Annotated in this window: 14 protein-coding genes and 3 pseudogenes; all 17 read left to right on the forward strand. The window is 58.9% G+C overall.

Going from position 1 to position 19,971, the window contains the following annotated elements; all coding sequences use genetic code 11:
- The first annotated feature begins 13 nt into the window (after nt 1-13).
- The 17 genes and pseudogenes from QC821_RS19785 (at nt 14) to QC821_RS19870 (ending at nt 19,639) form a co-directional block, all read left to right on the forward strand.
- Complete coding sequence (locus QC821_RS19785) at nt 14-1,204, forward strand: CaiB/BaiF CoA transferase family protein (protein ID WP_309724950.1); 1,191 nt, start codon at nt 14-16, stop codon at nt 1,202-1,204.
- Nucleotides 1,201-2,097, forward strand: a complete 897-nt coding sequence (locus QC821_RS19790) for an HpcH/HpaI aldolase/citrate lyase family protein (RefSeq protein ID WP_309724951.1) — start codon at nt 1,201-1,203, stop codon at nt 2,095-2,097. The genes QC821_RS19785 and QC821_RS19790 overlap by 4 nt, the downstream gene beginning before the upstream one ends.
- 110 nt (nt 2,098-2,207) lie before the next feature.
- Nucleotides 2,208-3,170 carry a D-2-hydroxyacid dehydrogenase gene (locus QC821_RS19795; RefSeq protein ID WP_309724953.1) on the forward strand — a complete coding sequence of 321 codons (963 nt, stop codon included), beginning with the start codon at nt 2,208-2,210 and terminating at the stop codon, nt 3,168-3,170.
- 456 nt (nt 3,171-3,626) lie between these two features.
- Nucleotides 3,627-3,787, forward strand: a pseudogene (locus QC821_RS19800) (IS1595 family transposase); the annotation flags it as partial.
- A gap of 12 nt (nt 3,788-3,799) precedes the next feature.
- Complete coding sequence (locus tag QC821_RS19805) at nt 3,800-4,939, forward strand: glycerate kinase (protein WP_309724955.1); 1,140 nt, start codon at nt 3,800-3,802, stop codon at nt 4,937-4,939.
- A gap of 197 nt (nt 4,940-5,136) precedes the next feature.
- The gene (locus tag QC821_RS19810; RefSeq protein ID WP_309724957.1) at nt 5,137-6,555 is read left to right on the forward strand and encodes an IS1380 family transposase; all 1,419 of its coding nucleotides are present in this window, start codon (nt 5,137-5,139) and stop codon (nt 6,553-6,555) included.
- Between the two features lie 630 nt (nt 6,556-7,185).
- Nucleotides 7,186-8,065, forward strand: a pseudogene (locus QC821_RS19815) (transposase).
- A 173-nt stretch (nt 8,066-8,238) separates the two neighbouring features.
- Nucleotides 8,239-9,267: a LysR family transcriptional regulator gene (locus QC821_RS19820; protein ID WP_309724959.1), complete on the forward strand. Its 1,029-nt coding sequence runs from the start codon at nt 8,239-8,241 to the stop codon at nt 9,265-9,267.
- Between the two features lie 285 nt (nt 9,268-9,552).
- Nucleotides 9,553-9,720 (forward strand): annotated as a pseudogene (locus QC821_RS19825) (IS1634 family transposase); the annotation flags it as partial.
- 358 nt (nt 9,721-10,078) lie between these two features.
- Nucleotides 10,079-10,444, forward strand: coding sequence for a hypothetical protein (locus QC821_RS19830; protein ID WP_309724961.1), 366 nt, complete (start codon nt 10,079-10,081; stop codon nt 10,442-10,444).
- Between the two features lie 77 nt (nt 10,445-10,521).
- The gene (gene radC / locus QC821_RS19835) at nt 10,522-11,061 is read left to right on the forward strand and encodes a RadC family protein (RefSeq protein ID WP_299311022.1); all 540 of its coding nucleotides are present in this window, start codon (nt 10,522-10,524) and stop codon (nt 11,059-11,061) included.
- A gap of 92 nt (nt 11,062-11,153) precedes the next feature.
- Nucleotides 11,154-11,786 (forward strand): DUF3275 family protein, encoded by a 633-nt coding sequence (locus QC821_RS19840; protein WP_309724963.1) that lies wholly within the window; start codon nt 11,154-11,156, stop codon nt 11,784-11,786.
- Nucleotides 11,787-11,868: 82 nt separating this feature from the next.
- Nucleotides 11,869-12,462 (forward strand): hypothetical protein, encoded by a 594-nt coding sequence (locus QC821_RS19845; protein WP_309724965.1) that lies wholly within the window; start codon nt 11,869-11,871, stop codon nt 12,460-12,462.
- Nucleotides 12,463-12,530: 68 nt separating this feature from the next.
- On the forward strand, nt 12,531-14,033 hold the full coding sequence (locus QC821_RS19850; RefSeq protein ID WP_479691078.1) for a DUF6094 domain-containing protein: 1,503 nt from the start codon (nt 12,531-12,533) through the stop codon (nt 14,031-14,033).
- A gap of 93 nt (nt 14,034-14,126) precedes the next feature.
- Complete coding sequence (locus QC821_RS19860; protein WP_479691079.1) at nt 14,127-16,391, forward strand: SNF2-related protein; 2,265 nt, start codon at nt 14,127-14,129, stop codon at nt 16,389-16,391.
- 321 nt (nt 16,392-16,712) lie between these two features.
- Nucleotides 16,713-18,485 carry a MobH family relaxase gene (gene mobH / locus QC821_RS19865; protein WP_309724966.1) on the forward strand — a complete coding sequence of 591 codons (1,773 nt, stop codon included), beginning with the start codon at nt 16,713-16,715 and terminating at the stop codon, nt 18,483-18,485.
- Nucleotides 18,486-18,697: 212 nt separating this feature from the next.
- Nucleotides 18,698-19,639, forward strand: a complete 942-nt coding sequence (locus QC821_RS19870) for a tyrosine-type recombinase/integrase (RefSeq protein WP_309724968.1) — start codon at nt 18,698-18,700, stop codon at nt 19,637-19,639.
- Nucleotides 19,640-19,971 lie beyond the last annotated feature (332 nt).

The raw sequence follows: 19,971 nt of genomic DNA on the forward strand, positions 1-19,971 counted from the left end.
AGGAAAATCAGACATGCATTCATTCAAACCAGAAGCCTCAGGTCCTCTCGAAGGCGTAAGAGTAGTTGACATGTCCCGCCTTGTCGCCGGTAATATGACCACACATGTTCTGGCAGACTATGGCGCTGATGTGATTAAGGTCGAACATCCGACAAGGGGCGACGATCTTCGTAATTGGCGTTGCGAGGAAACAGACATTTACTGGAAAGTATATTCGCGCAACAAGAGAAGCCTTTCGATCGATATAAAGTCCACTGAAGGAAAGGACAATCTCCTGAGACTAGTTGATACTGCTCAGATCTTAGTCGAGAACTTTTTACCAGGAACCCTTGAGAAATTGGGGTTAGGACCTGATGAATTACTGAAACAAAACCCGAATCTGGTTATTCTTAGGATATCAGGATGGGGCCAGACAGGTCCCTACAAAAATAGGCCAGGTTTCGGCACCTTGGTTGAGGCTATGTCCGGCTGGGCCTATGTCAATGGTCACCCTGACAAGCCGCCGACACTGCCTCCTCTTGCTATGGCGGATATGGTGGCCGGTCTTTACGGTGTCGGTGCTGTTCTGACTGCTTTGAGGGCTATAGAAATTAACAACACTGGTGGTCAAGTCATCGATCTTTCGCTTTTCGAGCCGATATTCTCAATGATTGGAGCGGAGGCTTCCCAATACAAGCTGACAGGAAAGCCAACGATGAGAAGCGGAAACCAGTCCACGCACACCGCTCCACGTAATATCTATATTTGTTCCGATGGCAGCTATGTTGCGATGTCTGGCTCTATGCAGACTATGGCTGAGCGCGTCTTCGACACCATCGGCCGGCCAGAACTCAAGACTGACCCTAGGTTCGTGAACAATGATGCTCGTGTCAGAAACCGCGATGAACTTGACGAGATCATTGGGAGTTTTATTAAGCAACGTACCCAGGCTGAAAATCTAGAGCTCTTTGAGCGCTACGGAGTTACAGTCGGACCGGTATGTTCCATCGCTGATCTCATGGAGCATCCCTTTGTCATAGGCCGAGATGTGCTGGTGGAACTTCCAGACACCGACATGGGAACCTTGCCAATGCATAACATCATTCCCCGGATGAGTTCTACCCCTGGCGTCTTCCGCCGACCGGCACCTGTGCTTGGTGAGCACAATGAGGAAATCCTGCGTGAACTAGGTGGACATCGAGAAAATTCAGGAGAACAACCATGAGAGATATAAGTCGTGATCTTCCCTTCTGGCGCTCGTTCCTATTCGTTCCTGTCCTGAACGATAAATTTATTGATGGCGCTCCAGAACGCGGGGCTGATAATATTCAACTCGATATGGAAGATGCCATTCCGCCAAGTCAGAAAGAACTAGCCAGAGCGAAGCTGGGAGAGGTGGCGGATAGGCTATCTGATAAAGGTTGCGACGTGGTGGTTCGAATCAATCGACCTTGGCGCCTTGCTATTCCAGATATAGAAGCTTCTATCCGTCCCGCGGTACTTGCCTTGACTCTTCCCAAGGTTCCAAATGCCGAGCATGTTCGGGCCGTTGCCGAGATTGTAGACGAAGTTGAGCGAGAACGGGGAATGGAGCCAGGCCATACTGACTTTGTCGTAATGATTGAAACTGCCGAAGGACTAGCAAATATAAATGAAATTGCAGATGCGCATCCACGTGTAGTCGGGATCATCATCGGAGCAGAGGACCTTGCAGTTTCCATGGGTATGCGACCAACCCACAAATCTCTGATGATTCCCAATATGCAAGCGGTGACAGCTGCAAGGGCAGCTGGTTGTCTTCCACTTGGTTTCGTAGGATCCGTGGCCGGATACTCTGATCTCAAGGAATATCGTGAGACTATTAAGGAAGCACGTGAGCTTGGGTTTGTGGGGGGGTTTGCGATCCATCCAGATCAAGTGGGAATTCTCAACGAGGAGTTTGCGCCTTCGGCCGATGAGGTATCGCACGCTAAAGCCTTAATCGAAACCTTTGAGCAAGCTCTAGAGGAAGGGCGTGGTGCCATTAGTTATCAAGGAAAAATGGTTGACCTTCCAGTGGTCGAGCAGGCACGCGCATTATTGAAAACTAATAGTCGTATCAAGGAAAGAAAGAGCTAGTAGCAAAATAATTGCCGTATGATATGTTGCTTTAGATCAGGCATTTGTAATGGCTGGTAATCGTAAAGCTTGATGTATTTTAAAATCAGGATAAGAGGTAGGTGTATATAATGGGAAATTATAAAATCGTTTTTCTTGACAAGGAAACATTGTCTCCTGAGACTGTTCTCAGGACGCCTAACTTTCCCCATGAAATAAAAGTTTATCAAAGCACTCATGAATCAGAGGCTTCTGAACGCATCGCAGATGCCGAAATCGTTATCGTAAATAAAGTTCCCTTGGGGAAGGCGGCCATAGAAGGTGCAAAAAATCTTAAACTTATTGCTGTCGCCGCCACAGGTTATGATCGTATAGACATTGAGTCCTGTAAGGCGAGGAATGTGACAGTATCAAATATTCGGGACTATGCTAAAAATACCGTGCCAGAGCATACCTTCGCCCTCATTCTTGCACTGAGGCGTAGCATCATTCCCTACCGACAGTCAGTGCTTGATAGCCGCTGGCAGGATGCTGCTCAGTTTTGCTATTTCGATTATCCTATTCATGATTTGGCCAATGCCACTTTGGGGGTAATCGGCGACGGCGTGCTGGGAAAATCCGTGGCTCGACTGGGCGAGGCCTTCGGTATGAACGTTCTGTTCTCCTCATACAAGGGGGTGCAGGGCATGGGGCCGCTTTACACTCCCTTTGAGGAAGTGCTTCGTCAAAGCGATATTATCACGCTTCATTGCCCTCTAATCCCCTCAACACGTAATCTTCTTGACCAACACGAATTCAGTATAATGGAAAAAAGACCACTTATTATCAATGCAGCGCGCGGCGGCCTGGTGAACGAAGAAGCACTTGGCTGGGCGCTAGAGGAGGGCCTGGTTTCTGGAGCTGGGTTCGACGTGGTGACTGAGGAGCCTCCTGCTCGTGACCATCTTATGATGACTCTCGCGAAGAGACATAATGTTATTCTCACACCGCATGTGGCTTGGGCTAGCCAAGAAGCCGTGCAAAGTCTCGCAGACCAGTTAATCGATAATATTGAAGCCTTCTATCATGGTGAGGCGCGTAACGTAGTAGTTTAGTTTCGTTCCGCCGGTAAGGGATAGAAAGGTAATGATATAATCTGTCGATAAGCCAACTTGGCGAGATGCAGGATCAGGTTATTGGTGCAGAACTTTCCGCACGGCAAGCGCTCCAGGTTGAGATCGGTCTTGATCTCGCTGAGGAACTGCTCCCTTGAGTTCGGCACTTTCTGCCCTGTTTTGGCCTGAAATCGGCACCTGTGGTCTGATAAATCAGCGGGAGTGCGCCAGGAAATGCCTGGTTGCTTGGGAAGCCAAGCGGATGTGTGACGGACCCGACTTCGACACTTCCGACTCGATTTCTCCGGGCAGAGCCGCGGGTCGCCCGACGGCTCTACCCGGAGAGTGCTGAGCCTTCAGCGAAACTGGTGATTGAGGAGCCGAGTGCGCTAATCGTGCATACTCGGATCTGTGTGTGGGGGGGGGGCGGGTTGAGCAATCGCCCGGACTACCCGACTCAAGTACACCATCACCGGCACCTACCATGCCATCCGTTGCCACCATGCACCGCGCTACCTGGCCGAGTTCGAGTACCGCTTCATTCGGGGCTACGACTTCAAGGTCATAATCCCGCACTTGCTGGGGTAGCAGTCCGAACACCGTCGACGCCAACGAGGACCCCCACCGCGATGAAGATCCTGATCGCCCCCGACAGCTACAAAGATGCCCTGCCCGCCCGTGACGCCACCGACGCTATCGCCCGAGGACTTCGTCGCGCCCTGCCGGAGGTCGAGGCCATCCGGTGCCCCATGGGCGATGGTGGCGAAGGCACCCTGGATGCCCTGCTCGCCGCCACCGGCGCCGAACGCCGCAAGACCGAGGTCCAGGACGCCCTGGGGCGACCGCGGCCGGCCGCCTGGGGCTGGCAGCCAGCGACGCGCAGCGCCTTCATCGAGCTGGCCGAGGCCAGCGGCCTGCAGCAGCTCGCGCGTGACGAACGCAGCGCCATGCACAGCACCACCCATGGCGTCGGCGAACTGATCGGCGAGGCACTGGACGCCGGCGCCGAACGGCTGCTCTTGACGCTCGGCGGCAGCGCTACCAACGACGCCGGCGCCGGCATGCTGCAGGCCCTGGGCGCCCGCCTGCTGGATGCCGCGGGGCAGGAGCTTCCAGCGGGTGGGGCGGCCCTCGAGCGCCTGGAACGGCTCGACCTGGCGGGCCTCGACCCGCGTCTGGCCGGCTTGAAGGTGGACACCGCGGTGGACGTGGACAATCCGTTGCTGGGCCATCGCGGTGCCAGTGCCGTGTTCGGTCCCCAAAAGGGCGCCACCGCCGAGGAGGTGACTCGCCTGGATGCGGCGCTGGCGCGTTTCGCCTACTTCGCCGCCAGTGCCCTGGGCGTCGATCACCGCGGGTTGCCTGGCGCCGGGGCGGCCGGCGGCATGGGTTTCGCCGCCCGGGCCTTCCTGGGAGCCGAGCTGCGTCCCGGCATCGAGCTGGTCATGAACCAGGTGGGCTTCGATGCCCTGCTCGACGACGCCGAGCTGGTGATCACCGGCGAGGGCCAGCTCGACGGCCAGAGCCTGGCCGGCAAGACGCCGGTGGGCATCGCCCGCCGCGCCCGTCTCTGGGGCGTGCCGGTGGTGGCCCTGGCGGGCCGACTCGGCGAGGGCTGGCAGGCCGCCCATGACGAGGGCATCAGCGCCGCCTTTGCCCTGGCCGATGGCCCTATGTCGTTGGACGAGGCGCTGTCGCGCTGTGCCGAGCTGCTCGCCGACCGCGCCGAGAGCGTGGTGCGCCTGCTGACGGCATGCCGCAGGGCTTGAAGCCACACCGGTCCGTCGACGAGAGGTGGACGTTGAGTGCCGACTTCAGCTCGCCCATATGGGCCTCGGCCTTGCCACGCTTGCGGTAAAGCGCCAACTGATATGGTTTCACCTATGGCGAATGGTTTCTTCCCGGCTTATTCACGAGGCCGACCTGAAAACGAAGATGGCGAGTGGTTTTCTCTTGTAGAATCAGGATGTTCCTGCCAGAACACGATTTAAGAGGACCACTCGCCATGGGTGAAAGCCTATCCACCTGGACGCCCTCCTGCAACGGCTCTGTCCGTGTCGAGCTGAGCGGCCAGCGCACCACCAGCGACAGCGGCGCGCTGCTGCTGCGCGAAGCCCTCGACAGCAGCGGCGTGATCGAGGCGCTCGACGACAACCTGGTCGATCCGCGCCATCTGCTGCGCATTCGCCACTCGCTGGCCAGCCAGATACGCACCTTGGTGCTGCAGCGGGCGATGGGCTGGATCGATCTCAGCGATACCGACACGCTGCGACGTGATCCGCTCTGGCAGCTGGCCTGCAGTGATGCGCGCGGACTGACGCCGTTGGCACAGGAGCGGCCCTCTCAAGCCACGCTGTCCAGGCTGCTAACCTGCCTCGGTCACGACGACAACATCGATGCCGTGCACGAAGGCCTGCTGCGGCTGGTGATCTGGCGCCTGACCTCGCTGAAGAACGGCGAACGTCCCAAGCAACTGACGCTGGATATCGACGGCTTGCCGATCGAGGTTCACGGCCACCAGGGCGGTTCGGCCTATCATGGCCTGTACGGCGCACGTATCTATTCGCCGCTGGTCGCCTCGCTGGCCGAAACCGGCGACATGGTGGGCGGCCTGCTGCGCGAGGGCAACGCCGGTCCGGCCGAGAATGCCGACACCTGGACCCCCCACCTGGTGAAGCGGCTCAACGAGAGCACCGGCGCCCAGGTTCGGGTGCGCATCGATGCCGGTTTCACCGACAACGATACGCTGGAGGCGCTGGAAGCGCACGACATCGAGTACCTGGGCCGGTTACGCAGCCACAAGGGCCTTCAAAAACTGGCGGCGCCATACTTGAAGCGGCCCCGCGGCCGACCTCCTGAACAGCCTCGAGAATGGTGCCATGACCTTGAGTACCAAGCCGGTTCCTGGCCAGCGCCACGGCGCGTGGTGCTGGTCGTGCAGGAGCGCCCCGATGACCTGCTGCTGCATGCCTTCTTCCTGGTCACCAACCTCGGCAAGTTCGACTGGCCGTCGGAGAAGGTCTTGGCGCTTTATCGCAAGCGCGGGAGCGCCGAGGCCCACATGGGTGAGGTGAAGTCGGCGCTGGATGTGCACCTGTCGTCGACGGATCGCGGTGTCTCCACGGTTCAGGCGGTCATGGCCCGCAACGAGGTGAGCCTGCTGCTGAGCCTCTACGCTTATCAGGTCCTGCATGGCCTGCGCTGCTTGCTGGTGTGCCAGACCCGGCAGGGTTGGAGCCTGGGCCGGATGCGCGAGCAGGTACTCAAGGTAGCGGCGACGCTCTCGCTTCACGCTCGGCGCATCACCGTTCACCTGGGCGATGCGGCTGACAAATGGTGGCCCGCCTTGCTGAAGGGGCTGCCGAAGCTGACCGCGCTGGGCTGACTCGCCGGCGATACCACAACCGATCCATGCGCAAGGCAGCCCCACCTCGGCTGACGATGACGGTTGCACGGATGACCGCAAGCCATTCCTGAAAGCTATAAGCAGCAAAAATATGTGCACTGTTTTTGCATACGCAGCAGGTTCTCACGCTGCCCATGCGGCGGTTGAGGTCCAGTGTTGGCGACCAGGGCCGCCAATCCACTCAACCAGCGCCCTCATGAATAAGCCGGGTTCTTGGGATCGTGTTCTTTCCGGAACTGACTGATTCTTAGAGAATATCATTCGCCACCTTCATTTTCACGCCTGCCTGGTGAATAATCCGGTTGCATGGGTCACCTTTGGCCTGGTTGTGTATTTAGCGACTTACACCATGACGACCCATGCAGGTCTTTTCATTCATATCATTCTGGTTTTCTTATGGATTTTCTAGTGCCCCCTCAGGCGTGATCCCGTGTTCCAACAAGCTTGACAGGCATCGTAAAGGAGGCAATATAGGCCTCATAGTAGGGAGAATACATTCGAGCATTGATTTTGCCTGAATGCGTGAGACTGGCGCCCTAAAAGTCTTCTAACCCACTGACCCGAATGGCAATATAGCCATTATCGCCGTTCACCCAGACAGTTCCATCCATGCCCAACGTCAAGTTCCGCGCCAGTCGCCGCACCCTCACCAGCCATGCCGGTCTGTCGATCATCGGGCAGTGCCTCGAGATCGCCGGCGTCGACAGCATCGACAGCCGCTTCCCAACCACGCTCGGCATGCGCACCAGTGACGTGATCAAGAGCTACCTGGGCCTGCTGTGCCTGGGCATGAGCGACTATAACGCCATTGAGAACTTCCGCCGCGACAAGCCTTTCCAGCAGCTGCTGACCCTGCAGAAGGTGCCCAGCACGGCGACGCTGCGACAGTGGCTGGAGAAGTTTGCCGCCAATGACCTGCAGGCGCTCACCGCCAGCTGGTCCACCACCCTGCTGTCACTGGTCGAGGCACCGATCACCGCCGAGACGACACATGTCTGCTTGGACATCGACACCTTCGTCATGGATAACAGCAACTCGAAGAAGGAAGGCGTCTCGCGGACCTACCAGAAGGTCGACGGCTACACTCCGATTGCCGCTTACCTGGGCAACGAAGGGTGGTGTCTGGGCCTGGAGCTACGCCCCGGTAAGCGCCAGGCGCTGTGGACGCAGACCGTCTCGATCCGCGACGACAACAAGGGCGAATACGTCGTCAAGCGCGTGATGCGTCTGGTGGAGCGCACCACGGATCGCGATGGCCAGTTGCTGGTTGATGGGCCAGATGGGCATGACAGGCGAGCTGAGTCCGGTACGCCATCCCGCCAAGCGGCGCCGGCTACGCACAGTGTTGCAAGAGCTGGTGCATCGTGCGGCCCTCATGATCCACAAGGCGCGACAGATCATCCTCGACGTCGGGCATGACATCGGGCGCATGACGGTGTTTACCACTCTGCGCAGCCGCTTGCGCTATCCGCGAGGAACGCCATGCTGATCGCCTGTCGAACAAAGCCACCCAGCAGAGGTTATGGTCACCAGCAGCCAGAATCAGCGTGCTCGGCGGGTAGAAATTCATGACAACACGGACCGTCGTCGCCGGTCCTCGCAGCAAGGGGCGGCCATCGTAGGCATGCGTTGGGCGATGGAGATGGGGCCGGAAGTCAAAAAATGCTCGCTGGCGGTGATAGGGAAAGTGTCGGCGCCGGCTTCACGGATTCAGGTTTTAGAAAGGTTGTTGCAATGGACCTCAAAGATCTCAAATGTCTTGTCGCTGTGGCGGAAAGTGGTTCCTTCATTCGAGCTGCAGCACTCCTGCACATGTCACAGCCGTCTGTCAGTTCGCGAATGCGAACACTAGAAGATAGACTTGGTGTTGTGCTATTTCAGAGGACGAGCAAAGGCATCCAGATCACCGAAGAAGGGCAGGAACTTCTTCAACATGCAAGTATCATCATACGGCAGCTCGAGAATGCGGAAGCAGAAATGAACTCTTTTCGCCAGTCACCTGTCGGACTTGTGCGACTTGGCCTGCCGACCTCCCTGATTGCCAGCTTTGCCACACCCATATTGGAGCGTTGCATGGAAGAGATCCCAGGAGTCAAGTTGAGGATCGTGGAAAGCATGTCGGGTTACATTATCCAATGGCTTCAGGGTGACATCCTTGATGTTGGTATTACCTTCGGAGCTAGTGCTCCACCAGGCGTTTCGATTACCTCTCTCGCCCGAGAAGATTTATTACTCGTCGGAAAGAACGAAGAAAGCCTCAATTTCTACAAGAACTCAAGCGGGGATGTTCAATTTTCTGCGCTGAGTGACATCAATCTTATTCTTCCTGGACCAGAACACGGGCTCCGCACTCTGATAGAAAAGCAAGCCAATAAGCAAGCTGTAAAGATCAATGTAGTTATCGAAATCGATGCCTTCGGCGAAATTCAGCGCCTCGTCTCCAAGGGATATGGTTACACAATCATGTCATCGGCTGCCTTTAACGATGGCTTCTGTCAGGACTTGGTAGCTTGCCGTGTGGCAAACCCAGCTATTTCAAGAGTCGTGAATGTTTCATTTCCCACCGCGCGCATCCGATCCCGTGCATCAAAGGAAGTAGCCCGTATCATTGAAGAATTAGTTTGGGAAAAGATACAAGGAGAAACATGGTTGGCCACAGCCGATCCTATTTTCATGAAAAAGCATCGTTGACAGTTTTTAAAATTTGTAGCTGTTTAGCTTACGCCGGCTGATCCAGCTCGTCCTGTCGCATGAACAATCAACCACTGACCCTAACCCTAACCCGGATATTGGAAAGGACATGAAAAAGGCGGCTGAAAATCGGTTATGATTCAAGGGCCTAATCAAGAATCAACGACTCCAGCCGCCATGACAGGAATTCAGTGGCTTATCGAATCGGGGCCAACATTCTTGTAGTGACACGTTTTTTTTCGTAGTGCCATGCTAATAGATGAGTAGGCTGTCTATGGTGGTGGCATGTTCGTCAAAGTCACCGAATCCGGGCCGCGCCGCTACGTGAAGCTCGTCGAGTCGTACCGCGCCGAAGCCGGCAAGTCGCGCCAACGCGTGATCGCGACGCTGGGACGCTTGGAAGCCGTTACGGCGGGGGAATCCAGCACGCTGATCAATGGCCTGCTGCGCGTCTCAGTTTTTTTCGAGTTTTCACACAGCCTCGGCCGAAAGCGGGCCACTTAGTATGCGAGTCCATGGCTTGACTGCGACTATCGGCGACGTAAGCTTACCTATGCAAGCGTCGCCCATGGCGGCCCGGTGGTCTCGACCGGCACCAACCGAGGCACCCCGGCACCCAGGCGTTTCAAGGGTGCGCCGCTTTGGCGGTACGCCACCTCCCAAGGCCTCGCGCATCCCGAGACGAGGCCACCCGCCCGGGCTGGATGCAGCACGTCTTCCTCGGCACTCATGTGCCATCACCCACCAGGGGATTCACATTCCCCGGTGGGGAAGGTGTGTCCCCTGTGTGCACCACCGCAGGAGATCCACCATGAAATCCTACGATATGTCGTTATTGGCGCGTGACTTCGGTTTTGCGGGCAAGGTTCGCATCAGCGAGCGGGTCATGGATGACTGCATGTACGTCGCAGAGCACGTGGTCTCGGAGCATGGGGTCACTCCCATCGAACGATTCCAGCTACTGCTGCAGAGCTTGGCCAGCCAGCTGTCCGGGTATCCGGCAGGGACCCAGGCGGTACGGCTGACGCATCATCGCCTCCCGCCCAGCGGGAACCCTCACCAGCCTCTGGCTCTCGAGCTCGAGGCCCTCGTGGTGCAAAACGACCGCCAGCACGGTGACTACCTGCTGGTGGCCCGTTACGACGAGCTGAACCACGCGCAGCTTTTCGCCGCGTAATCCTTCCTCACTACCCACCCCGACCGGGACATCGCTCCCGGAGGGGGCGGTCCCGGTCATGTCCGGAGGTACTGGTCATGACACACACTTCAGCAGCTGCCCTCCCGGCAGAGTCTCGCTATTCCCCATCCAATGCGCCTCAGCTGTTCGTGCGCGACAGCGACGGCAACTACCTGGCGGCCCCCGATGACCGCGTCATCGATGCGGCGCGGCAGGTGGTGGAGCGCTCCGTCTCCAAGGGCATGAAGCTCACCACGCCCAATCGGGTGCGTGAGTTCCTGTGGCTCAAGCTGGCCGGCTACGACCATGAGGTGTTTGGTGCCATCTTCCTGGACACCCAGCACCGCGTGATCGAGTTCAGCGAGCTGTTCCACGGCACCCTCGATTCCGCCTCGGTCTATCCGCGGGAGGTGGTGAAGGCGGCGCTGCACCATAACGCCGGTGCGGTGATCTTCACCCACAACCACCCGAGCGGAGAGCCCGACCCGAGCGATGCGGACCGACGCATCACCCAGCGCCTTCAGGAGGCGCTGGGTCTGATCGAAGTGCGCGTGCTCGACCACATCGTGGTGGGCGGTTCGGACTCGGTCTCCTTCGCAGAGCGGGGCTATCTCTGATACCTCGGGCACTTGCCCGAGACCCTTGGACGGGTGCCGGCACTGCCGGCCCCGTCCGCTCTTTTTGCATCCTGTCGAACAGGAGTCTGGTGATGATCAAGATCCCCGGGCGGCTCACCGTCCGCACCATTCATGGGCGAAACGGCCCCTTCAACGTGGGCCGGCTGGCGGCCTCGATCGGCGAGTTCGTCATCAAGGACCCTCAGCTGGACCAGTTCAGCGAAGGAGTGTTTGAGGGCGAGTTTCTGCTGCTCGAGATTCGTCCGGCGAGCTACTTCTCCGGTGGCCGGCTGGTCGTGGAGGTGCGTGCCAAGGTCGGCGAGATGCTGCTGACCGAGGACGGCATGCTGGTGACCCAGCATGGCCCGCGCTTCGACTCCGCGGAGATGGACCCGCTGGAGGAGGAGGGGGCCGCACCTGCGCCCTCTGTGCCGCCAGCCCCATCCACGCCTGCGCCGGGAGAGCCGCCGGCTCCGCCCGCGCCGGCTCCGCCGTCTCAGGGTGCAGCCAGCGAGGCGCCAGGGCACCAAGCCCCGGATACCCACGCCGCTGGCCAGGAAGCCCATCCCGATGCCGAGCTCTTCGGGCTGCTCTGGCCCCTGGGGCCGAGCGTCAAGCTGGATCCCACCGTGGACCGGGCGCTGTTCCGCCGTCAGGTGAGTCGACTGAAGGAACTGGGCTACCGATTCCAGGCACCGACTCAGACCTGGCAAGCCGCTGCCTGAGGCAGCCACTCCCCACCGGGGCATCTCGATGCCCTGGGCTCGGGATGTCCCCATCGATCTTCGCTAACCGATGGAGGCCATCATGCCCGACCTCTACACCCTCGATGAGTGCCTGGACCTGTACGCCGATGCGTTCTGTATCGGCCGGCAGCGTGAGTGCCTGTTTCTCTCCCTGTGGGGGCGGGATACGGCGCTGCAGGAGCTGCTGGCCAGGCTGACGCTGCCAACGGCAGACAATGGCCTGGATACCCTGCATCTCTGCCAGGGCGACACTCGCCACGCCATGGTCTTTGGCGACATGGACCGCTACTCCCGGCGCTCCGCCCGGCTGCGCCAGACGCGTTTCGGCACCCTGGTGCACGTGTGGCTCTTCGATCAGCGCTGCATCTCGCCGGATCGCGCCAACCTGCACAGCATCGCCCTGCTCGACGACGAGGAGGGTGCCTGCCCGGTGGATGACCAGCTATGGCCTCGCGTGCGGGAGCTCTGCCCGCTGCCCCTGCTGGATCACTGGCAGGCGCCGGTGATGACGCTGCTGCATGCCCAGCAGGCGGTACTGCCGGCCTCGTTCTCACAGGGGCCGATTCAGGCCTGGGCGATCTCACTCGATGAGAACGACCTGGCCCTGCGCCTCAGCGGCATGATCCGCGCCGGCGTGCTTACCCCCGAGCCCTGAGCGCTCGCTCCACCCTGGTGCGGCCATTCTGGCCGCGCCTACTACACCCAATCGACAGGAGGTGTCGCATGGCACTGATGTTTCAGCGCATCGCGCGCAACTTCGCCAGGAATGGCTACTTCCCCACGGATGAGGCGTCGCTGGAGCGGGTGCTTCAGGCGCTGAGCCCGGCAAGCGCCGGCCGGATGCGCGTGCTCGACCCCTGTGCGGGGGAGGGGGCCGCCATCGCCGAGCTTGCGCACCATCTGGGGCGCGAGCGTGTTCAGGCCTGCGGGGTGGAGTATCACGCCGAGCGGGCCGCCTCGATGCATGGCCTGGTGGATAGAGGCCTGCAGGGCGACCTGATGGACACGGTGATCTCACCGCGCAGCATGGGCTGCCTGTGGCTCAACCCGCCCTATGGCGACCTGCTGGCCGACCACGCCGGTTACGAGAGCTATCAGGGCAAGGGGCGCAGGCGCCTGGAGAAGCTGTTCTACCAGCGCACCGTTGGCACCCTGCAGGTCGGGGGTGTGATGGTGTTGATCGTTCCCGACTACGCCCTGGACAAGGAGCTGACCGGCTGGCTGGTCAACCACTTCACCGAGCTGAGGGTCTTCCGCGCCGCCGTGAATGACTTTCAGCAGGTGGTGATCCTGGGCCGCCGGGTGCGACGCCGTGAGGCGGAGCGCAGCCAGGAGGCCAAGGCGATGCGCGCCCAGCTGCTGCGCGTGGGAAGCAAGGAGGTCATACCCGAGGTGATCCCGGAGGTGTGGCCCTTCGAGCCCTACGCGGTGCCGGCGGCTCAGGGCGAGCTGCGCCACTTCTACCGCGTGTCGCTCGATGCCGAGCAGCTGGCCGATGAGGTCGGGCGGCTGAAGGGGCTCTGGCCCGAGGTGGGCAGCGTGTTCGGGAAGACCGGCCAGGCGCCGCGTCCTCCGGTGCGTCGACTCTCCTCCTGGCATCTGGCCCTGTCGCTGGCGGCCGGGGCGATCTCCGGCGTGGTCACCGCGCCCAACGGGCGCTGCCTGGTGGTCAAGGGCAACACCCACAAGGATAAGGTCGCCAAGACCGAGTTCACCGAGCGGGAGGATGGCTCCATCACCGAGACCCGCGTGCTCACCGACCGCTTTGTGCCGGTGATCCGCGCCTGGGAGATGACGCCAGACTCGCCTCGCTGTGGGCAGCTGCTGACCATTACCTCGACGCCGGCGGCCAATGATGGCGAGCCGGAAGAGGATGATCAGACGGCCGATGCTGAGGCAGGCGATGCTCCTGAGCCGCTCAACCGGGTCGCCGAACGTGCCGCGAGGCCGGATCCACGCCGCTTCGATGTAGGGCGTGTGGTGATGACTCGGGCCGTGAACGAGATGGTGGAGCGGGGCGAGGTCTCGCCCATGGCGCTGCTCCGACGACACGTCACCGGCGACTGGGGTGACGTGCCTGAGGAGGACCGCCAGAGCAATGAGCAGGCCCTGGTTCACGGTGACAGGCTGCTCTCGTCCTACCGGATCGGTGAGTTGCTCACCGTCTGGATCATCACCGAGGCGGATCGCAGCGCTACCACGCTGCTGCTGCCAGACGACTACTGACCGGCGCCCCGGGCGCCATTCCCCACGGCGGGCCTTTCCAACCCGCCAGGGGAGGGGAGTGTCCGCCGTTTTCTTGTGCACAAGGAGACGGACATGAACGACATCACTCAGCTGCCGGCGCGTGCTGGCATGGCGCTGTCTAGCGAGGCCTTCGGGCCTCAGGTGGACCTCAACGCCTTTGTGGAGGAGTTTGGCGATGGCCTTTTGGCCTCGCTCAACCGCTCCCATCCCCCGGTCTATGACGGCGAGGCCAACCCTCGTCGCCAGGCCGTGATGGCGGCCCTCAAGCGAGCGCCTTTCCCCGAGCAGGCCGAGGTGGTCCAGGCCATCTCGGCGCTTCTGCTCGACCGGCACGAGCCGGCGGGCATCATCAACGCCGAGATGGGCACCGGCAAGACCATGATGGCCATCGCCACCGCGGCGGTCTGTCACGGCGAGGGCTATCGGCGCTTCCTGGTGATCGCGCCGCCCCACTTGGTCTACAAGTGGCGGCGGGAGATTCTGGAGACCGTCGATCAGGCCAGGGTCTGGGTGCTGAACGGCCCGGACACCCTGGTCAAGCTGCTCAAGCTCCGTGAGGCCCTGGGCCAGCCGTCCGATGGGCGGCCGGAGTTCTTCATCCTGGGGCGTGTGCGCATGCGCATGGGCTTCCACTGGCGACCCGCCGCGGTGCGCAAGCGCGTGCCGGGCGGCGAGCTGGCGGCCTGTCCCCAGTGCGGTGGCACGGTGATCGACAGCGACAACGAAGCGGTATCGCTGTCGCAGTTTCTCCGTGAGGAGCGGCGCCACAAGTGCCGGCACTGTCACAGCCCTCTCTGGACGCTGATGCGGCCACAGCGGGCGACGGGCAGCCTGCAGCGGGGCCTGGTGCTCAAGGCGCTGCGCAAGCTGCCTACCATCGGCAAGGTCTCGTCAGAGCGTCTGGTGCAGCAGTTCGGCGAGGAGTTCCTGGCCACGCTGCTGGGTGACAACCTCCACGAGTTCATCAACCTCATGGATGAGAACGGGGAGCTGGTGTTCTCCGACCGGCAGGCGGCCCGCATGGAGCGGGCCATGGCCACGATGGAGTTCGGCTTCGGCGAAGGAGGCTATCAGCCGACCGAGTTCATCAAACGCCAGCTGCCGGATCACACCTTCGATCTGCTGATCGTGGACGAGGGGCATGAGTACAAGAACGCCGGGTCGGCCCAGGGCCAGGCCATGGGCGTGCTGGCAGCCAAGGCGCGTAAGTCGCTGCTGCTGACCGGCACCCTGATGGGCGGCTACGCCGATGACCTGTTCCACCTGCTGTTCCGCATCCTCACGCCGAAGATGCTCGAGGACGGGTATCGCCCCAACGGGCGCGGATCGATGGGGCCTGCGGCCATGTCGTTTCTGCGTGACCACGGGGTGTTGAAGGACATCTACACCGAGCGCGACGGCGACGCGCACAAGACAGCACGAGGCAAGAAGCTGTCGGTGCGCACCGTCAAGGCCCCGGGCTTCGGCCCGAAGGGGATCATGCGCTACGTGCTGCCCTTCACCGTCTTCCTCAAGCTCAGGGACATCGGTGGCAACGTGCTGCCGCCCTACGATGAAGACTTCATCGAGGTGCCGATGGACGACGAGCAGGCCTTTGCCTACCGGCGGCTCGAGGGTCAACTGACCGCCGAGCTCAGACAGGCCCTGGCACGCAAGGACACCACCCTGCTGGGCGTGGTGCTCAATGCGCTGCTGGCCTGGCCGGACTGCTGCTTCCGACCGGAAACGGTTAAGCATCCGCGCTCGGGCAGCCTGCTGGCGTTCGTGAAGAGCCTCTATGGCGAGCAGCAGCCGATGCCCAAGGAGCGGGAGCTGGTGGAGATATGCCGGCGAGAGAAGGCGGAGGGGCGCAAGGTGCTGGTCTACACGACCTACACCGGCAAGCGCGATACCAGCAGCCGACTCAAGGCGGTGCTCACCCAGGCCGGCTTCAAGGTCGTGGTGCTGCGTTCCAGCGTGGAGACCCAGCGGCGAGAGGACTGGATTGCCGATCAAGTCGATCGGGGTATCGACGTGCTGATCACCAATCCGGACCTGGTGAAGACCGGGCTCGACCTGCTGGACTTCCCCACCATCGTCTTCATGCAGACGGGCTGGAACGTCTACACCCTGCAGCAGGCCGCCCGCCGCTCCTGGCGGATCGGCCAGCGGCAGCCGGTGAAGGTGCTCTACCTCGGCTATGCCGGATCGTCACAGATCGCCTGCCTGTCGCTGATGGCCAAGAAGATCGCCGTGGCCCAAAGCACGTCGGGAGACGTGCCCGAGTCGGGCCTGGATGCCCTCAATACGGATGGTGATTCTGTCGAGATGGCCCTGGCCAGGCAGCTGGTCACCTGACCGATATCCAACCTAGGCCCCCTCTTCGGAGGGGGCTTTTCTTCACGTTCACCGGACGGATGCCTGTAGATTTTAGACCTTGGTTGTAAGATATGGACGACAAAAAATTAAGATATATCTTATTAAGTATATTGTTATTTTCTTAGTTATGTAACTTGCCTGATAAGTAAAATCATTCTCGCTTGGGTTGCACCCCATAGCAATTGCACCGGAGCAAGGAGTGCTCTGGGGTAAAACGCCTCTCATCGCATTTAACGTTTCTGCTGGTGCCCATCAGGGTCCACCGCTGTGATGCACGGATTGCATCCAGAGGAGCGAAAATTGCTGATTCGTAAACTACTACGCGGGCGCCGTAATACGACCGGCACCGATAGCGTTCAGGATGATACCGGCTGGGAGAGCCCGCGCACCGGTGCTGAGCTGCTGGCCACACCCTATCGGCAGCAGTTGCTCCGGGCAATACAGGAAAGCACCTCGCTGACGGCGCCGGTGTTCGAGGCCTACGTCAAGGAACCTCTACAGCGTTACGCCGAGCGTGTCCAACTGCTGCCGGCCTCGGAATCCCATCACCATAGCTACCCAGGCGGCATGCTGGATCACGGTCTCGAGACCTGCGTGTTTGGTCTCAGGCTCCGACGACAGCACCTGCTCCCGCCGAAGGAGTCCCCAGAACGGCAGTCCTCTACCGGGGAGCTGTGGAGCGTGGCGGTCATCTATGCCTGCCTGCTACACGATATCGCCAAGGTCATCGTCGACGTCGACATACGCCTGAAATCCGGGCGTAGGTGGTGCCTATGGGAGGGGATCATTCCCGATCAGTATCGCGTTCGCTATATCAAAGGTCGCGACTACTTCCTTCACGCTGTGGCCAACCCTCTCTTGTGCAAGGAAGTGATTGGCAATGCCGGGCTCGAGTGGTTGAGAAGCCAGCCGGAGCTGTTTGGTCTGCTGATGTATGCTATCAGTGGCCACTCGGAGCGCTCCGGGGTTATCGGTGAAATCGTCAGTCAGGCTGACAGGGCCAGTGTCGCCAAGTCGCTGGGCGGCAAGGTGTCCAACATTGAGAAAGCCCCCAAGGACTCCCTGCAGAGCAAGCTGAAAGGTGCCATTCGCCACGTCGTGAAAGAAAAGATCCGGCTCAATGAAAAGGGGGCGCAGGGTTTCGTTACCTCCGAGGCACTGTGGCTGGTGACGCCGCTGGTGCCAAGAGAGATCAAGAGCTACCTCCTTTCCCATGGCATCGAGGGTGTGCCATCCAATGAGTCTCGCCTCTATGACGAAATGCAGTCCCATGGCCTGATCATGGAGAACCCGGAGGGGCGATCGGTCTGGAAGTGCAGGGTCGAGATGGGGGAGTGGCAAACCGATCTTTCCATGCTCAAGGTTCACAAGTCTCTAGTATGGGATGGTGATGAAGAGCCGGAGATTTTCTCGGGAAACGTCGAGGCCATTGAAGGTTGTGAAAGTGGCCGGGCGAATAGGCAGGAACTTCCAGAGCCGGAGTCAGATGAGGTGCCTGCGCCTGCGGAGACAACAGGTGAGATGGCTGATTCAAATAGAACTGAGCACACTCGGGATGATCTGGAAGCCTCCATTCTTGATATCGCCACAGGTGGCAATGAGAAAGCAGCGTCAGGTATGGAGCGGCAGCCAAGTCGTAATCCTGATGAGGGTGCCGAGAAACTTGCGGAGCAGGCATCGCTTGGACAGTCATCATCCGGGGAAGACTTTCTCGCCTGGCTGCGGGGCGGGCTGAAAACCCACACGATATTAATGAACGACTCGAAGGCCTTGGTGCATGCAGTAGACGGGAAACTGTTTATTGTGAGCCCCAGGGTGTTCAAGCGCTACTGCCAGGAAGTGAGCGGAGAAGAGAATGAGTGGAAAGCAGTTCAGGATTCATTCCAGAAGCTGAAGCTTCACAAGAAGAACAAGGATGGCGGAAGTTTTCACAAGGTGAAGGTGGTCGGTCCAAACAAAAAGTCGAGCACCCTGTCTGGGTATCTTGTGGGTAAGGATGACCTGATGGAGGAGGGTAAGGAGGTTTTTGATAACCCCTTTATTAACCTGATTGATGGGAAGCCTGAAGAATGAAAACATTTACCTTTGATGACTTGTTGCAATCCTGTTTTTCTGAGCGCTGGCTGACGGAGAGGAGTCGTATTCCCTATAGCTTGCCAGTGAAGCTGTTCCGGCGGTTTTTAGGGCAGTCTGGCTGATAGCAGGGATGATTCATGACTATGCCAGTGAGTCTGGAGACTCACAATTCAGACAACCCTTACTTTTTTTGACTCTGAGGACAAGCTATGAGCGCTTTGAGCTTGGATGAGCTTTTGGCAGTTTTTCTTAAGGATCGCTGGCTTCGTCCGGCAACTCAGAAAACATATGCAAGCAGGTTAGGTATTTTTAAGTCTTACATGGGTGATGATGTTCTTGCTTGTGAAGTCACCCGTGACCATGTTTTGGAGTGGAGGGAGCACTCCATAGGTAATGTTTTTGAGAGGAGGATATCTGAGATAACTTGGAATAACTATGTGAGGCACTTGAGGGCAATCTATAAGCATGGGATAGATCACGGCTACCTCCCTATCATGAAAAACCCATTTTCCGGGGTTAGTGTTTCTGTTTATAAAAAGAAAAAGAAAGTGCTTACCAAGGGGCAAATAAAGCTGGCCAGGGAGTGCTTGATGCTTTCGGAGAAGTTAGAGCAGGTTAAGGCTAAGCCAGAAAGGATACATCCGGCATGGTTTTGGAGGGTTGTTTTTGAGACTTTCTATCACACAGGAATGCGGCTTAGGCAGCTTCTTTATCTTACTCCTGGGGATGTGAATGTTAGGGATAGATATATCGTGGCCTCATCTGAAGGGGCAAAGAACAGGGTGGAGCATACGATACCTATCTCGACTGCATTAGAGCCGCATTTAAAAATGCTTATGAACTCGGCTAGAGTGATGGGATTCGAGAGAGGAGAGCAGCTATTCAATGTTAACCGTTTTAGCGAAAGGCACCGATCTGAAAAAATGAACACCTGGCAAGTTGAGCGGTTCTTCGACTTGCTATCAGAGGCCTGTGGTTGCCGAATTACCCCACATCGATTTCGGCATACTCTTGGGACTGAGTTAATGAGGGAGCCTGATAGAAATCTTCATATCACTAAAGCCCTTCTGGGGCATTCTAGTGTAAAAACGACGCTGGAATATGTGCATACAGATGTTGAAATGTTGAGACCGCACCTGGAGAACAGGTAAGTTAGCAGGCATTTATGTTAACCCGGCAGTTTTTCATGTGTGCCTCAGGTCCCGTAACCATGGAACATGCTGGGCGTTTTTTGGCAACCTGTTAGATTGCCGGGTTAGTACTACAGTCGTAACTATTGTAGTAATCGTTTACGTATTGCCGTCCGGGCTTGCTGCTGTCGACAGTGGTACTGCCAAGCCCGGTACTGGTGCTTTCATCGCCAATCTGATCAATGGCGTGATGGCGGTTATGAACCCGGCTTATTCATGAGGCCGACCTGAAAAAGAAGATGGCGAGTGGTTTCCTCTTGTAGAATCAAGATGTTCCTGCCAGAACACGATTC

It is taken from the genome of Franzmannia qiaohouensis (genome assembly GCF_031451695.1).
GTDB classification, from domain to species: domain Bacteria; phylum Pseudomonadota; class Gammaproteobacteria; order Pseudomonadales; family Halomonadaceae; genus Franzmannia; species Franzmannia qiaohouensis.

What these genes read in the sequence shown, in the direction of transcription:
- QC821_RS19795 (WP_309724953.1), top strand. Translation starts at nt 2,208, where the DNA reads ATGGGAAATTATAAAATCGTTTTTCTTGACAAGGAAACATTGTCTCCT.
- QC821_RS19805 (WP_309724955.1), top strand. Translation starts at nt 3,800, where the DNA reads ATGAAGATCCTGATCGCCCCCGACAGCTACAAAGATGCCCTGCCCGCC.
- QC821_RS19810 (WP_309724957.1), top strand. Translation starts at nt 5,137, where the DNA reads ATGTTCCTGCCAGAACACGATTTAAGAGGACCACTCGCCATGGGTGAA.
- QC821_RS19840 (WP_309724963.1), top strand. Translation starts at nt 11,154, where the DNA reads ATGATCAAGATCCCCGGGCGGCTCACCGTCCGCACCATTCATGGGCGA.
- QC821_RS19850 (WP_479691078.1), top strand. Translation starts at nt 12,531, where the DNA reads ATGGCACTGATGTTTCAGCGCATCGCGCGCAACTTCGCCAGGAATGGC.
- QC821_RS19820 (WP_309724959.1), top strand. Translation starts at nt 8,239, where the DNA reads ATGCTCGCTGGCGGTGATAGGGAAAGTGTCGGCGCCGGCTTCACGGAT.
- QC821_RS19870 (WP_309724968.1), top strand. Translation starts at nt 18,698, where the DNA reads ATGAGCGCTTTGAGCTTGGATGAGCTTTTGGCAGTTTTTCTTAAGGAT.
- QC821_RS19830 (WP_309724961.1), top strand. Translation starts at nt 10,079, where the DNA reads ATGAAATCCTACGATATGTCGTTATTGGCGCGTGACTTCGGTTTTGCG.
- QC821_RS19860 (WP_479691079.1), top strand. Translation starts at nt 14,127, where the DNA reads ATGAACGACATCACTCAGCTGCCGGCGCGTGCTGGCATGGCGCTGTCT.
- QC821_RS19785 (WP_309724950.1), top strand. Translation starts at nt 14, where the DNA reads ATGCATTCATTCAAACCAGAAGCCTCAGGTCCTCTCGAAGGCGTAAGA.
- QC821_RS19790 (WP_309724951.1), top strand. Translation starts at nt 1,201, where the DNA reads ATGAGAGATATAAGTCGTGATCTTCCCTTCTGGCGCTCGTTCCTATTC.
- radC (WP_299311022.1), top strand. Translation starts at nt 10,522, where the DNA reads ATGACACACACTTCAGCAGCTGCCCTCCCGGCAGAGTCTCGCTATTCC.
- QC821_RS19845 (WP_309724965.1), top strand. Translation starts at nt 11,869, where the DNA reads ATGCCCGACCTCTACACCCTCGATGAGTGCCTGGACCTGTACGCCGAT.